Origin of the sequence: Eggerthella sinensis (genome assembly GCF_003339815.1) — a bacterium.
Lineage (GTDB): Bacteria > Actinomycetota > Coriobacteriia > Coriobacteriales > Eggerthellaceae > Eggerthella > Eggerthella sinensis.
Genome location: NZ_PPTT01000003.1, coordinates 132,588 through 147,132, shown reverse-complemented (window position 1 = coordinate 147,132; position 14,545 = coordinate 132,588). Strand labels below are relative to the sequence as shown.

Genomic DNA, 14,545 nt, shown 5'->3' with positions numbered 1-14,545 from the left:
TACGTGGCAGACAACAACGATTCCTTTGACGAGTTTTTGAATCGCGCGGAGGAGGACTACGACGCCGACGCTGCCGACAACGACGGCGACGACGCCGATGATGACAACGACGACGTGCTCGACGACGTGGAGGACGACGGGTCGTCGCGCCCCGGCGGGTTCGTGTCCGAGGAGAACAAGGCTCGCGCGCTGATCGACATGTCGACGATGGCGAACCCGCACGGGTCCATCGTGGAGGGCGCCAACGGCGGCGAGGGCACCATCGTGCGCACGGCCTACCTCGGCAAGGAGATGCAGACGTCGTTCCTGGAATATTCCATGAGCGTTATCGTCTCGCGCGCCCTGCCGGACGTGCGCGACGGCCTCAAGCCGGTTCACCGCCGCATCCTCTACGCCATGAACGAGTCCGGCTACACGCCGAACCGTCCCCACATGAAGTCGGCCCGTACGGTCGGCGACGTGATTGGCAAGTACCACCCGCACGGCGACACGGCCGTGTACGACGCCATGGTGCGCCTTGCTCAGCCGTTCTCGATGCGCGTGCCGCTCGTTGACGGTCACGGCAACTTCGGCTCCATCGACGGCGACGGCGCGGCGGCCATGCGTTACACCGAGTCGCGTCTCGACAAGGTGGCCATGGAACTGCTGCGCGACCTCGAGAAGGAAACGGTCGACTTCCAGCCGAACTACGACGAAAGCCTCGAGGAGCCCACGGTGCTCCCGGCCCGCTTCCCCAACCTGCTGGTGAACGGTTCGCAGGGCATCGCCGTCGGCATGGCCACGAACATCCCGCCCCACAACCTGGGCGAGACGATCGATGCCACCTGTCTCATGCTGGACAACCCCGAGATCACCACCGAAGAGCTCATGAAGGTCATGCCCGGCCCGGACTTCCCCACCGGCGGCATCATCATGGGCAAGAAGGGCATCCTCGACGCGTTCGAAACGGGCCGCGGCTCGCTGACCGTGCGCGCGAAGTGCAAGGTGGAAGAAGGCAAGAACGGCCGCAACTCCATCGTGGTCACCGAGATTCCCTACCAGGTGAACCGTAACCGCCTCCTGGAGAAGCTGGGCGAACTCGTTCGCGAGAAGAAGCTGCCCGAGATCAGCAACATCCACGACGCGGCCGACCGCCACGGCATCGATATCATCATCGATCTCAAGAAGGACGCCATTCCGCAGGTGGTGCTGAACAAGCTGTACAAGCACACGCAGCTGCAGGTGGGCTTCGGCGTGATCATGCTGTCGCTCGTGGACGGCGTACCGCGCGTGCTGTCGCTCAAAGAGATGCTGCATTACTACATCATGCACCAGGAAGAGGTCATCGTCCGTCGTACGCGTTACGAGCTGGCGAAGGCCGAGGAGCGCGCCCATATCCTCGAGGGTTTGATCATCGCGCTCGACAACATCGACGAAGTCATCCACATCATCCGCTCGTCGCAGACCGACAAGGAAGCGGCCGCGCGGATGACCGAGCGCTTCGGCCTGTCGGACAAGCAGACCTCCGCCATCCTCGAGATGCGCCTGCGTCGCCTCACCGGCTTGGAGCATCAGAAGATCGAAGACGAGTTGAAGGAACTGCTCGAGAAGATCGAGTACTTCAAGCGCGTCCTTTCTGACGACAAGCTCGTCCACGACATCATCAAGGAAGAGCTGCTCGAGGTGAAGAAGAAGTACGGCACCCCGCGTCGTACGCTGCTGTCCGAAGCCGCGAAGGACCTCGACGTCGAGGACCTCATCGCCGAGGAGAGCATGGTGGTCACCATGACGAAGGCGGGCTACGTGAAGCGTCTGCCCGTGGCAACCTACCGCCAGCAGAAGCGCGGCGGCAAGGGCATGCAGGGCGTGAACCTCAAGGACAACGACTACGTGGAGCACTTGTTCGTGGCTTCCACGCATGCGTACATGCTGTTCTTCTCCACGGCCGGCAAGGTGTATCGCCTCAAGGTGTACGAACTGCCCGAGGCGTCGCGCCATGCGCGCGGCACGGCTATCGTGAACCTGCTGCCGCTTGAGAAGGGCGAGACCATCTCGGCCGTCATCGCGACGAAGGACTTCCCGTCCGACGAGTACCTCATGTTCGCCACCGAGCACGGCATGGTGAAGAAGACGTCGATGGACCTGTACGACCGCACGCGTCGCGACGGCCTCATCGCCATCAGCCTGAAGGACAACGACAAGCTGATCGCCGTGCGCCGCGTGGCGCCGGGCGAGAAGGTGCTCATGGTATCGAGCGCCGGCAAGGCCATCATGTGGGACGAGGGCGAAGTGCGTGCTATGGGTCGCGACACGATGGGCGTGCGCGGCATGAACGTGCCGCCGATCGCCAAGGTTTTGGGCATGGAGATCGCGCAGCCTGACACCGACCTGTTCGTGATCACCGAGAAGGGCTACGGCAAGCGTACGCCCATCGAGGAATATCCCGAGCACCATCGCGGCGGCCAGGGCGTGTTCACCATCACGATGACCGAGAAGAAGGGCCTGCTGGCCGTCATGAAGATCGTCGGCGAAGACGACGAGATCATGATCATGTCCGAGGAGGGCGTTGTCGTGCGCACGCCGGTGTCGGGCATCTCCGAACTCGGGCGCTCCACGCAGGGCGTGTGCGTCATGAAGGCGGCGGCGAAGGACCGCGTGACGGCGGTGGCTATCTCGAGCCGCGGCAAGAAGAAGAAAGCCGCCGGCGCCCCCGGCGAAGGCGAAGAGCTGGACGAAAGCCAGATAGACGATCTGGAAGACGGCGGAGACGTTGAAGTTCAAGCCGACGTCGAAGTCGAAGTTGAGGCTGAAGACGCCGAGTAACGAATGAGTGCGAAGGGCCCCGCGATGCGGGGCCCTTTCTTTATTGGCGCGCCGCAAGCGATGGAAATGTTTCACGTGAAACATTTCCATCGTTTCTCACTCATGAATGCGCATACGATGGATGGAAGTACTTCCCCCTGACGGGTCGTTACCGTGCCGTATACTGCACGGCCCGTAACCGTTGAACCGAAAGGGGGATGGAAAACCCATGTACCATTTGGCTGCCGCGCATGCAGCTCGCTTGACCTCAAAAGCACGCGATGCGGCGAAACGCGCACGCACGACGCGTCGCGACCGTGCCCGCCGCGCACCGGCGGAGAAGACCACGGCGAGTGACGTGTTCGTGCTTTCCGTTCCGCTGTTCGTTGAACTGTTCATGCAAATTATGATCGGGAACATCAACCAATTCATGCTCGCTCCCCTCGGCTCCGAACCGGCTGCCGCGGTGGGCAATGCCTTGCAGATACTCAACATCGTCACCATCGCGCTCTCGGCCATGGGTACGGCCTCGACCGTGCTCGTCACGCGCGTGCTGGGAAATTCGTCCTCCACGCGCGCGGTGTCGGAAATCGCGACGGTGGCCCTCGTGGTGAACATCGGCTTGGCGGCCGTGATGACCGCCGTGCTGTTCGTCTTCTGGCCGCAGTTCTTCTCGTGGCTCAACATCGACGGGTCCATCACCGGTATGGCATCGTCGTTTTTGCTGATCGTGGGATCGACGACTGTGGTGCAGGGCGCGTTCTTCGCGTTCACGGCGCTGCTGCGCAGCTACGCGCGCGGCGCGGACGTCATGAAGGCGAGCCTCGTGATGAATGCCGTCAATATCGCGGCGAGTGCGGCGCTCATCGGCGGCATCGCGTTCGTGCCGGCGTTCGGCGTGGAAGGGGCCGCGGTTGCGAACGTGGTAGCGCGCGTCGTGGGCCTCGTGGTGGCGTGCCGTCTCGTGCTGAAACACACCGACGTGCGCATGCGTCTGCGGTATCTGCGGCCGTTTCCCTGGATCACGCTCAAGCGCATGCTGGGCGTGGGTATCCCTTCGTCGGGCGAGCAGATGAACTACGACATGGCGCAGATCGTCATCCTGTCGTTCATCAACGTGCTGGGCACGACGGTGGTGACGGTGAAGGTGTATTGCTCGATGATCGCGGGTATCGCGTACCTGTATTCCATCGCGCTGTCGCAAGCGACGCAGATCGTGCTGGGATATCTGTTCGGCGCCGGCAAGTTCGACGCGGTGGCGCGCCGGGTGTGGGTGGCCGACCTCATCGCCGTCGCGCTTACCACGTGCGTGTCGACGCTCATCTGGCTCAACGCCGATGCCGTGTTCGGCTTGTTCACGGCCGACCCGATGGTGCACGAACTGGGCCGTCAGGTGCTGCTGGTGGAAATCTTCCTCGGCATCGGGCGCGCGCTCAACATCGTCATGGTGAAAGCGCTCATCGCGGTGGGCGATGTGAAGACGCCGGTGACCGTGAACGTCATCTCGTCGTGGATATTCGCCGTGGCCGGCGGATACGTGCTGGGCATCGGCATGGGCTGGGGCATCGTGGGCATGTGGATTGCCATGTGCGTGGACGAATGGCTGCGCGCCGGCTTCCTGATGATCACGTTCGCGCGCGGAGGGTGGCGGCGCCGCGCGCTCGGGCGCGCGAAGGAAGCCGAGGAGGCCAGGGAGGTGCCGGAGGCGGCGGTGTCCTACGTGAAGCCGTCCATGTTCGTGCTCAAAAAGCCGAAGGAGCCTGGCGCGCTCAGCTTGACGGCGGTGATGGGGCTCGCGCTTGCCGACGACGGCGGGTTGACGGACGCGGTCGTGCAGGCCATCCTCAACGCGATAACCTCCATGTGGTAGCTGTCGCTACTCCTCGAAGTCTTCCGGGGCGAGTTCTTCGAGGAACTTCTTGAATTCCGAAAGCTCGGCCTCGGTGGCTTGGGAGGGTTCTTCGCGCCTGAGCACGTAGGGGAACGACGCGCGTTCGAGCACCTCTTCCTCGATGTAAATGGGAGCCTTTTGGCGCACGGCAAGCGCCATGGCGTCGCTCGGCCGCGCATCGAGGTCGATGAGGCGGTCGTGCTGACGCAGCGTGAGCCGCGCGAAGAATGTGGAGCCCTGCACGTCGTTGATCACCACGTGGTCGACGCGGGCGTCGAGGTTCGTGAGCGCGTCGAGGAACAGGTCGTGGGTCATGGGGCGCGAGAAGCGCGCTTTCTCAAGCGCGATGCCCATCTGCGTCGCTTCGTTCACGCCCACCCAAATGGGCACGATGCGCGACTTCCCTTCCTGGGGTGCATCCTCAACGGGTTGCAGCACCACGATGGAAGGCGACGGAGACGTTGAGACGATCAGCGTTTGAATGGTGACGGGAATCATCGATGCTCCTTCTCGCAAGGCGATTGCAGGCGTCGGGCGTCCTGAGCGCCGCGCCGTGTGAGACGCGTCATCCGATTATACCGCTTTGCTGCGTACGACGATTGCATTGCCGTGGCGTTTTGCTTTCAAGATGCGGACGCCGAACCGCTCGGCGCGCCCGCGTCAGACGCGCTGTTTCAGCAAGTGCTCGAGACGTTGGTACGCGAGCGACTTCGCGCCTTTCGGCGTGATAAGGCAGATGGGAATGGCTTTCGCGTCTTCAGCCGCGATGGGCACCATGACGCTGCGCGGCAGCATCTCGCCGAGCTGCGCCACGTTCACCATGAAGCACACCCCGTGCTTGAGGTAGAACTGGCGCGGCATATCGTAGTAGGGCGGCTCCACCACTTCGGAATAGAGCCCCTCCTTCTCGTAGGTGACGAAGATGGACTCGTTGAAGTGGTCGAACGATTTCGACGCGATGATGCGGTACGGCGCGAGCTGCTTGAGGGTGACTTCCTTCTGCGTAGCAAGGGGGTGGTTCTTCGGCATGCAGATACCCGTGGGCACCGTGCCTATGGCGAAGCAGTCGAAGTCGGGATGCGAAAACGATCCGATGGTGATGAGCGCGTCGCACCGCCTTTCGCGGATGGTTTCGAGCCCCTGCTCGCACGTGCCGATGGACACGTCCGTTTCGGCTTCCAGACATTTGTCGAAGAACGCGGCCATGTCGGCGCGCGCTTTCGCGTTGCGGCAAAACGACGGCGCGCAGAGGAACAGGCTCAGTTTCGATTGCTCTTTGCCGAAGGTGTCGCCCATTTCCTCGAGCTCGCGAAACGAAGTGCACACGGGCGTGGCTTTCTGGAGGAATTCTTCGCCGAGCGAAGTGAGCGAGATGCCTTGATGCGTGCGCTCGAAGAGAACCGCGCCGAACTCCGACTCAAGATCGGTCATCGCTTTCGACATAGCTTGCACGGAGATGCCGAATTCGCGCGCCGCTGACGAAAAACTGCCGTGGTTGGCGACAGATATGAAATAGTTGATCTGCTTGATGTTCATAGCTCGGCCTCCCCTCGGCGTGGTAACGCGAACCGGTAAAGCGTACCACGTTCTGCACGGAACGAACCGGAGGTGCGAGAAATTGCGTTCGTTGCCGAATATTCAAAAACTGGTAAGAAATATTCAAAAAGCGCTTGACCGACCCCCTCCATTCGTCATATAGTGATCAGGCACTTTTTTTGGGCCCGTAGCTCAGTTGGTTAGAGCGCACGCCTGATAAGCGTGAGGTCGCTGGTTCAAATCCATTCGGGCCCACCATTTTTTAGCAATAAACGCTCCACCGTGAGCCGAGTTAGCCGGTGGAGCGTTTATTAATTTTCAAAGCCAAGAAAGTGCAACTTGGGGCATTAGCTCAGCTGGGAGAGCGCGGGCTTTGCAAGCCTGAGGTCAGGGGTTCGATCCCCCTATGCTCCACCATAACAGTATCAGCCGGGATTCCCCGGCTTTTTTGTTTTTAGGGGCTCTGCGAGGCGTGTATACTCGAAGCATCCATTCCCGGTGGAAGGAGCTCCCTATGAACCCGTCCACGCAAGAGCAGCGCGGTGCGCGCATCCCCTATCTGCTTGTAGGCACCTTCGCCGGCTTGTGAGGAATCATCGGGGAGGTACTATCGCGCCACGTTCGGCTACGAAGAGGAAACCTGGCAGATCGACTGGTTCGGCAAGGGCACGGGGCTTATCTACATCCAGCACGACGACGAGTTCATGCGTTTCGACAAGGACAGCGCCGTCCCCGCAACCGTCGTGCAATAACGCCACCCCTGCCAGCCCCTCCCGATGTTTCACGTGAAACATCGCGTTGCGCCGTCTCCTTCTTCCCACGTGCATTCTGTGAGCGCAGGCGGGGCGCGTCGTTCCCTGTGTGGCGACGTGGTAGAATCCCAGTTCGGATACCAACCGCGATACTGCATCTGGGGAGTTATGAATCGAACGGAAGCATTGCGCATTTTGGGCCTCGACGACGACGCGACGCCTGAGGATGTGAAGACTGCGTACAAAGAAACGGTGCAGATTCTGCACCCCGACCGGTTCGCCAGCAACAAGAAGCTCCAGGATCGCGCGACTGAACAGTTCAAGAATCTCCAAGCAGCATACGACTACCTGACCAGCGGAAAAGGCTCGCGTTCTGCGGGTCGTTCCAGCTCGAGTGCCGGGTCGGCAAGCCGTCCGCGCACGAGCGCGAACGTCACCGAGGCGCGCATGGCCGGTATCGCCGCCTCGCGCACGCAGCTGGTCAAGCAGCGCGACGTGGTGTTCGACGAACGTCGCAACGGCATTGCCATGACTGTGATCGGCGGGCTGATCGCGCTGCTCACCGGCCGCCGCCCGTTCGGCCTCTTCGGCATCGTCGCCGCTATCTCAAGCGCTGCCGCCGTGTGGGGCATCGTGCAAATCGTGTCGTCGCAGCGCACTATCTCCACGCTCAATGAGCATATCGCGGAACTGAATGCCGAAGAGCGCCGCCTCGCCGAGGAACTTGACGACGAGTAGCACGCACGTTGGAACATCGTCGCGCCGGAAGGGCTGCGGCTTGATTAGAAAGAAGAAGGAAGGCATGAAGCAAGAGAACATTCGCAACGTAGCCATCATCGCGCACGTTGACCATGGTAAGACCACCATCGTCGACCGCCTGCTCTATACGAGCGGCGTGTTTCGCGAAAACCAGCAGGTTGAGGAACGCGTGCTCGACTCGAACGACCAGGAGCGCGAGCGCGGCATCACCATCTTGTCGAAGAATATCTCCGTCACGTTCAACGATGTGAAGATCAACGTCATCGACACGCCGGGCCACGCCGACTTCGGCGGCGAGGTGGAGCGCGTGCTGAACATGGCCGACGGCGCCCTGCTCATCGTCGACGCGTTCGAGGGCCCCATGCCCCAGACGCGCTTCGTGCTGAAGCATGCGCTGGGCCAGGGCCTGCGCATCATCCTCGTGGTGAACAAGATCGACCGCCCGGGCGCCCGCCCGGAAGAGGTTGTCGACGAGGTGTTCGACCTCATGGTCGAGCTCGAGGCAACCGACGAGCAGCTCGACTTCCCCGTCATCTACGCGAGCGCCATGAACGGCTACGCCCGCTATGCTCCCGACGACGACAACATGACCATGGTGCCGCTGCTCGAGACCATCCTCAAAGAGGTTCCGGCCCCCGACTGCGAGCCGAACGGCCCGGTCGCGCTGCAAATCTGCACTGTCGACCACTCCAGCTTCGTCGGCCGCATCGGCGTCGGCCGCCTGTTCTCGGGCACCATCCACAAGAACGAGCAGGCGCTGGTCATCAAGAACGACGGCACGCGCTACAACACCGTCATCAAGGACGTGTTCACGTTCGAGGAGCTGGGCAAGAAGAAGCAGGAAGCCGTGCATGCTGGCGACATCGTGGCCGTGGTGGGCGTCGAGGACGCCGACATCGGCGACATGGTGACGAGCCGCGAGAACCCGGTGCGCCTCGATCCCATCCAGGTGGAAGAGCCCACGATGGCCATCGTGTTCGAAGCGTCGTCGAGCCCGCTCGTCGGCCGCGAAGGCGAGATCGTCGGCGCGCGCCAGCTCAAAGAGCGCCTCATGCGAGAGAAGGAGAGCAACATCTCCATGCGCATCGAAGAGCTTGAGGACAAGACCGGCGTCGAAGTTGCCGGCCGTGGCGTGCTGCACTTGTCGGTGCTCATGGAAACCATGCGTCGCGAAGGCTTCGAGTTCCAGGTGGGCCGTCCCCGCGTGCTCATCAAGACGGATGAAGCCGGTCACAAGCTCGAGCCCATCGAGGAAGCCACGGTTGACGCGCCCAGCGAATACGCGGGCAAGGCCATCGAAGTGTTCGGCAGCGCCGGCGGCGAGATGGCCGACATGTACCAGCGCGGCGATCAGACGCACCTCGTGTTCAAGATTCCGTCCCGCGGCACGATGGGCCTGCGCACGCGCCTGCTGAACGTGACGCGCGGCGAGGCCACGATGTTCCACCACTTCTCCGAGTACGGTCCGTACCGCGGCGACATGGGCGGCCGCAAGAACGGCTCGATGATCTCCATGTCCACCGAGAAGAGCGTGGCGTACGCCCTTGACGCGCTGCAGGAGCGCGGCCGCCTGTTCGTGGGTCCCGGCGAGGATTGCTACGAGGGCATGATCGTGGGAGAGTCGGCGAAGGAAGGCGACATGGTGGTGAACATCGCCAAGTCTAAGCAGCTGGGCAACCAGCGTTCCTCGGGCGCTGACAAGGCCATTTCGCTCACGCCGCCCATCTCCTTCACGCTTGAGGAAGCCCTCGAGTACATCGAGGACGACGAGCTGGTGGAGGTGACGCCGAAGAGCATCCGCCTGCGCAAGAGGATGCTGTCGGCCACCGACCGCAAGAAGGCCTCCAAGAAGTAAATCAGGTAGGCATGCGCTGGGATGGGCTTGGCAACGAGCTCATCCCAGCTGGTCCGTCAGTACGGCCTTACGTTGAGCGTAGGACGTATTGACGGGTTAATCCCTGATCGCAACGGTGGGACTGTGAATCGATAATGGGTATATTGTGCAACGCACGAACCCGTTTTACCCCATGTGCGAGAATACGGCGCAGTATCTTATCTCATGGACCTCGTTGCTAGCGGTGTCGTGGCGATGTTCATGTTCGAGGGAAGGGTCATATGAAGAAAACGTACATCATGAAGACCGTGTGTGCCGTGAGCCTGACGGCCGCGTGCGCATGGGGCCTTGCCGCCTGTTCGAGCGGTACCGACGCTTCGGCGGGTACCGGCGGCGTGGCGGGCACCGTCAACGGAGTGGACATTTCCGAGGACACCATCACGAACTACATCCAGGGCGTGCGCGACCAGCTGGGCGCAAGCGACGAGGAAGCCTGGGGCACGTGGCTCGCCGAGAACGATTACACGCCCGCATCGGTGCGTGACGAAGTGGTCAACTCGTTTGCTCAGCGCGAGCTGGTGAAGGAAGCCATCGAGGAAAAGGGCATCACGGTTGAAAGCTCCGAGATCGACCAGTCCATCCAGAGCGTGAAGGACAACTTCGACTCCGACGAGAAGTGGCAGGCCGCTCTCGAGCAGGCCGGTATGACCGAGGAGAGCTACCGCTCCGAAATCGAGCAGAAGCTCAAGGAGAACAAGCTGTACGCTTCGTTCGCATCCGAGGAAGACCCGAGCGAATCCGACATGCTGCAGTACGCGCAGATGTACGCCTCCGCCTATGACGGCGCCAAGCGTTCCTCGCACATCCTGTTCGATTCCTCCGACGAGGCGACGGCTCAGGAAGTGCTCGACAAGATCAACTCCGGCGAGCTCGATTTCGTCGACGCGGTGAAGGAATATTCCACCGACACCGTCTCGGCCGAGCAGGATGGCGATGTGGGTTGGAACAACCCGAGCAAGCTCATCTCCGATTACAAAGCCGCCGTTGAGCCCCTTGAAAAGGGTCAGGTGAGCGGTCTGGTTACCACGCAGTTCGGCATCCATATCATCAAGTGCACCGAGGTGTACGAGGCGCCGAAAACCACTGCTGACGACGGTACCGAGAAGGTTGAGATCACCAGCATCGACCAGATTCCGTCCGAGTGGGTTGATACGATCAAGACGTCGCTGCAGACGCAGAAGCAGCAGGACTCCTACAACCAGTGGCTCGAGGAGATCACCGAGGCGGCCGACATCAAGGTGAACGACATGCCGCAGGGCCTGCCGTACGACGTTGATATGGCGAAGTACGAGGCCGCGGCGACCGATGAGGGCACGACTGATGGTGCTACGGATGGTGCGACCGATGGCACGACCGACGGCAGCGATGCGACCGACGGCGCGGCTGAGAATGCCGACAACGCCGGCGCGGCCGACGGCGCTGCGGATGCGGGCGACGCGACCGATAGCGGTAGCGGTACGTCCGATCAGCCGGCGGAAGCCGCCTAGCGGTTTCAACGCAGGAGAACGAACGACGAACACGGCGGGCATCCTTCGGGGGCCCGCCGTTTTGCATGGAAGGAATGCGATGGAGGAAAAGAACGCCACCCCGCCGTTTATCGAGCTGCGCGATGCGGTGGTGCAGCGTACGGGCGCGCCCATTCTTTCGGTGGACTCGTTTCGCCTCGACGAAGGTGAGCATATCGCGCTGCTCGGCCCGAACGGCTCGGGCAAATCGACGTTCGTGAAGCTGATCACGCGTGAAGTGTTCCCCCTGCATCGCGACGTGCCTCCCGTGCTGTTCCGCGGCCGCGAACGCGCGACATTGGCCGACGTGAAGCGAAGCCTCGGCATCGTGTCCTCAACCATGCAGGATCAGATCACCGTGCACCTTCCGGCCATCGACGTGGTGGCCGGCGGCCTGTTCGGCGCGCTCGGCATTCCCCAGCATGTCGAAGGTGCCGACGATGCGCGCGTTCGCGCGCACGATGCGATGAAGATGCTCGGCGTGGACGATCTCGCCCAGCGCGATATCATGACGCTGTCGACCGGCCAGGCGCGCCGCGTGCTCATCGCCCGCGCGCTCGTGCACGACCCCGACGCGCTCGTCTTCGACGAGCCCTGCACGGGCCTCGATCCCGAAGGCATGTACTACGTGCGCGCGAGCATGCGCACACTCGCGCGCGCCGGCAAGGGCATCGTGCTCGTGACGCACTACCCCGAGGACGTGATCCCCGAAATCGAGCGTATCGTGCTGCTGAAAGACGGCGCCCTGTTCGCCGACGCCCCCAAGAGCCAGCTGCTCACCGACGACGTGATGAGCTCCCTGTTCGACGTTCCGCTGCACGTGAAGCGCACCGTCGCGCCCGCTTCAGAAAAAAAGATCGATGATGCTCGTGAAGAGGAATATTTCTCGCTTGTGAGCACGTATGAGCTGTTGTATACTACGTAGCTGCTGCATGACCGCGCCCGGCGCGAGCATGCTTGCCGAGAATGCGGAGAGATGACCGAGAGGCCGAAGGTGCACGATTGGAAATCGTGTGTGCTCCAAAAGAGTACCTAGGGTTCGAATCCCTATCTCTCCGCCATTTTTTTAACAACGCCCCGTCCCTGCGGCAGCGCGTTGCACCCCATGCGGAGGGGTGGCAGAGTGGTTGAATGCGGCGGTCTCGAAAACCGTTTCACCGGCAACCCCGGTGACGAGGGTTCGAATCCCTCCTCCTCCGCCAGTTTTTACATCTTGCGAAAGCGCCTGCGGGCGCTTTTCTTATTCCTGAATAATACCTATTCATGAATAATTCAACTATGCATATTCACCTCGAAAAATAATTGTTCAGTGTAAATTTGTGAATAATTCTGACAGGGCTCGTTGGTCGTTCTATAGTTGCCTCAGATATCGAGACAAAGAAGAGAGAAGGACCCCTCCATGAACGAAGCATCCCAGACCCTCGCCCAGTTGAAGAAGGCCAGCAAGCTCACCCGCCTCGCTTTCCACAAGAACGGCCCGAAGAGCTACAAGCGCGGTCAGGGCGCCCTGCTGAACGCCCTCATCGACAACGACGGCACCACGCAGCGCGAACTCGTGAAGACCCTCGGCCTGAGCCGCAGCGAGCTCAAGGACGTTGTGAAGAAGGCCGAGCGCAACGGCTACGTCACCATTGAGGACGCCGAAGGCGAGCGCACGTACGCCGTGAAGCTCACCGACGAGGGTCGCAAGGTTGCCGAGAAGCGCATCGTCGCGAACGACAAGACGGCCGACGGCATCATCGACTGCCTGTCCGAGGAAGAAATCGCCCAACTCAACGCCATCACCGAGAAGCTCATCCTCTCGATGAAGGACAAGGGCATCAACGGCAAGAAGAAGGGCCGCAAGGCTCACCACTGCAGCTGCTGCTAGCACAAGCGAGCTGCGCCCATCGCCCCCACCAAGCGGCCCGTGTTTCACGTGAAACACGGGCCGCTTTGCATCTTAAAGCCGGTGCACCACCTTGAGGATATCCTCGCGTGACGTCGCTCCCAGCTTGCGATAGATGTTGTGGATGTGCGTGCGCACGGTGTTCGGCGAGATGAATAGCACCTCGGAGATGTACGGGGCGTTTCGGCATTCCGCAAGGTATGCGAGAATCTCCCGCTCGCGCGCCGTCAGGTCGTATTCCGCCGCCAGTGCATCGCAGCGCGCGGCAACCGAAAGCGGCGTTGCTTCCGTCAGCTCCTCCCCCTCGCGTCGAGGAGCCGCCGCCCCGGATTCCTCAAGCTGAGGTGCCAGCTCTTCAAGGGCGTCGTCGGCTTTCTCGTCCCTCATCACCACCAGAATGAACGCGTACACGGTGGTCACCACCGTCACCATCACGTTCGCCATGGCCGGCGAGAGTGCTTCGGACGATGCGAGCCCCGCCAGCGACGCCGCCGCGAACAGCACGAGCGCGGTGGCGAACACGAAGTCCGAGGAGAACTCCGAGGCGTTCGCGATGGCACACAGCGTTGCCAGGGTGAGGAACGCGGCGAACGTGTACAGCAGCAGCGTGGAAAGCATGGTGAGGGGCGACTCCCCGATGAGCGCGTTCGTGATGTTCGGGATGGCCAGCGCAACGATGGCGAACAGCGGCACGAGGTCTCGGTACAGGAGGCGCGTGAGCGGTTTGCCGGGAAGTTTGAGGCATGCGAGCACGCCCAACACCGCGGCCGAGAGGATGGCCGCAGCAAGGTAGAGGTCGAACACGTCGACGAAGGTATAGCAGGTCAGCCCCATCACGTACGAGAACACGAGCAATCCCAACGCCGGCTTGGCGATGACGCTGACGAACGATAGCAGCGTGTGCACGGTAGTGGGAACGTCCACCTGCCCCGCCTGGCTTTCCTGGGTGAGCAGCGGCACGACGATGGCCAGCACGGTGCACGTCATGAATACGGCCACGCCGACGAGCGGCGGCGCATACGTGATCGCGCCGTACACGAGCGAAGCGAGCACGCACGCGCACGCGATGTTCACGAGAGCCTCGTTCAGCGAGAAGCGCCTGAAAATCCTCCCCCACACCAGACACATGAGCGCGTTGCCGCAGCCGCATGCGATGCCGCCTGCGTAGAGCAGCACGGGTTCGTCGACGGAAGAGACGGCCATAAAGCAGAACGCCGCGCCTGAGAGCACGTACAGCACGCCGCCCGCGCCCTTCAGCCCGCGCGAAGGCAGCGTCACTCCTTTATAGAGCGCGATGGCCAGCACGACGGATACCAGAAGCAGCGAGGCCAGAGAGACGCGCGCGAACATGCTGACGAAATCGGTGATGCCGTCGTAGCGAAGAAACGGCGTGACCGATCCCGCGTATATGAGCATCGACGAGAAGAATGCGCCCAAGCCGAACGAGCTTGCGCTGAGCTTCGTTATTCCCCTTGAGCGCTCGCCCCGCTTCGCGTTCGGCATCACGATCCCCTGTCGCTCCGTGTTTCGCATCTGATT

The 14,545-nt window shown here is 61.9% G+C and carries 10 protein-coding genes and 4 tRNA genes; 11 read left to right on the top strand and 3 right to left on the bottom strand.

All coding sequences use genetic code 11. The features are described 5' to 3' along the window. Positions 1 to 3 precede the first annotated feature (3 nt). On the top strand, positions 4 to 2,802 hold the full coding sequence (gyrA, locus tag C1876_RS02555; RefSeq protein WP_114545159.1) for a DNA gyrase subunit A: 2,799 nt from the start codon (positions 4 to 6) through the stop codon (positions 2,800 to 2,802). A gap of 208 nt (positions 2,803 to 3,010) precedes the next feature. Further along, positions 3,011 to 4,651, top strand: a complete 1,641-nt coding sequence (locus C1876_RS02550; protein WP_114545158.1) for an MATE family efflux transporter — start codon at positions 3,011 to 3,013, stop codon at positions 4,649 to 4,651. A gap of 6 nt (positions 4,652 to 4,657) precedes the next feature. On the opposite strand, the gene C1876_RS02545 is transcribed toward C1876_RS02550, so the two are convergent. Further along, the gene (locus C1876_RS02545) at positions 4,658 to 5,170 is read right to left on the bottom strand and encodes a bifunctional nuclease family protein (RefSeq protein ID WP_114545157.1); all 513 of its coding nucleotides are present in this window, start codon (positions 5,168 to 5,170) and stop codon (positions 4,658 to 4,660) included. A gap of 162 nt (positions 5,171 to 5,332) precedes the next feature. Next, positions 5,333 to 6,208, bottom strand: coding sequence for a LysR family transcriptional regulator (locus tag C1876_RS02540; RefSeq protein ID WP_114545156.1), 876 nt, complete (start codon positions 6,206 to 6,208; stop codon positions 5,333 to 5,335). Positions 6,209 to 6,389: 181 nt separating this feature from the next. Here C1876_RS02540 and C1876_RS02535 point away from each other — a divergent pair. From C1876_RS02535 to C1876_RS02490, 9 genes are all read left to right on the top strand, one after another. Further along, a tRNA-Ile gene (locus C1876_RS02535) sits at positions 6,390 to 6,466 on the top strand. Positions 6,467 to 6,549: 83 nt separating this feature from the next. After that, a tRNA-Ala gene (locus C1876_RS02530) sits at positions 6,550 to 6,625 on the top strand. Positions 6,626 to 7,128: 503 nt separating this feature from the next. After that, positions 7,129 to 7,698: a J domain-containing protein gene (locus C1876_RS02520; RefSeq protein ID WP_114545154.1), complete on the top strand. Its 570-nt coding sequence runs from the start codon at positions 7,129 to 7,131 to the stop codon at positions 7,696 to 7,698. 64 nt (positions 7,699 to 7,762) lie between these two features. Continuing rightward, on the top strand, positions 7,763 to 9,574 hold the full coding sequence (gene typA, locus C1876_RS02515; RefSeq protein ID WP_114545153.1) for a translational GTPase TypA: 1,812 nt from the start codon (positions 7,763 to 7,765) through the stop codon (positions 9,572 to 9,574). Positions 9,575 to 9,834: 260 nt separating this feature from the next. Beyond that, on the top strand, positions 9,835 to 11,100 hold the full coding sequence (locus C1876_RS02510) for a SurA N-terminal domain-containing protein (RefSeq protein ID WP_114545152.1): 1,266 nt from the start codon (positions 9,835 to 9,837) through the stop codon (positions 11,098 to 11,100). Between the two features lie 79 nt (positions 11,101 to 11,179). Continuing rightward, complete coding sequence (locus tag C1876_RS02505; RefSeq protein ID WP_114545151.1) at positions 11,180 to 12,043, top strand: ABC transporter ATP-binding protein; 864 nt, start codon at positions 11,180 to 11,182, stop codon at positions 12,041 to 12,043. Positions 12,044 to 12,088: 45 nt separating this feature from the next. Next, positions 12,089 to 12,179 (top strand) — tRNA-Ser (locus tag C1876_RS02500). A gap of 48 nt (positions 12,180 to 12,227) precedes the next feature. Further along, positions 12,228 to 12,320, top strand: a tRNA-Ser gene (locus C1876_RS02495). A 197-nt stretch (positions 12,321 to 12,517) separates the two neighbouring features. After that, positions 12,518 to 12,988, top strand: coding sequence for a MarR family winged helix-turn-helix transcriptional regulator (locus C1876_RS02490; RefSeq protein ID WP_114545150.1), 471 nt, complete (start codon positions 12,518 to 12,520; stop codon positions 12,986 to 12,988). A 72-nt stretch (positions 12,989 to 13,060) separates the two neighbouring features. Here the strand turns inward: C1876_RS02490 and C1876_RS02485 are convergent, their stop codons facing one another. Beyond that, the gene (locus C1876_RS02485; RefSeq protein ID WP_158544562.1) at positions 13,061 to 14,509 is read right to left on the bottom strand and encodes a helix-turn-helix transcriptional regulator; all 1,449 of its coding nucleotides are present in this window, start codon (positions 14,507 to 14,509) and stop codon (positions 13,061 to 13,063) included. Positions 14,510 to 14,545 lie beyond the last annotated feature (36 nt).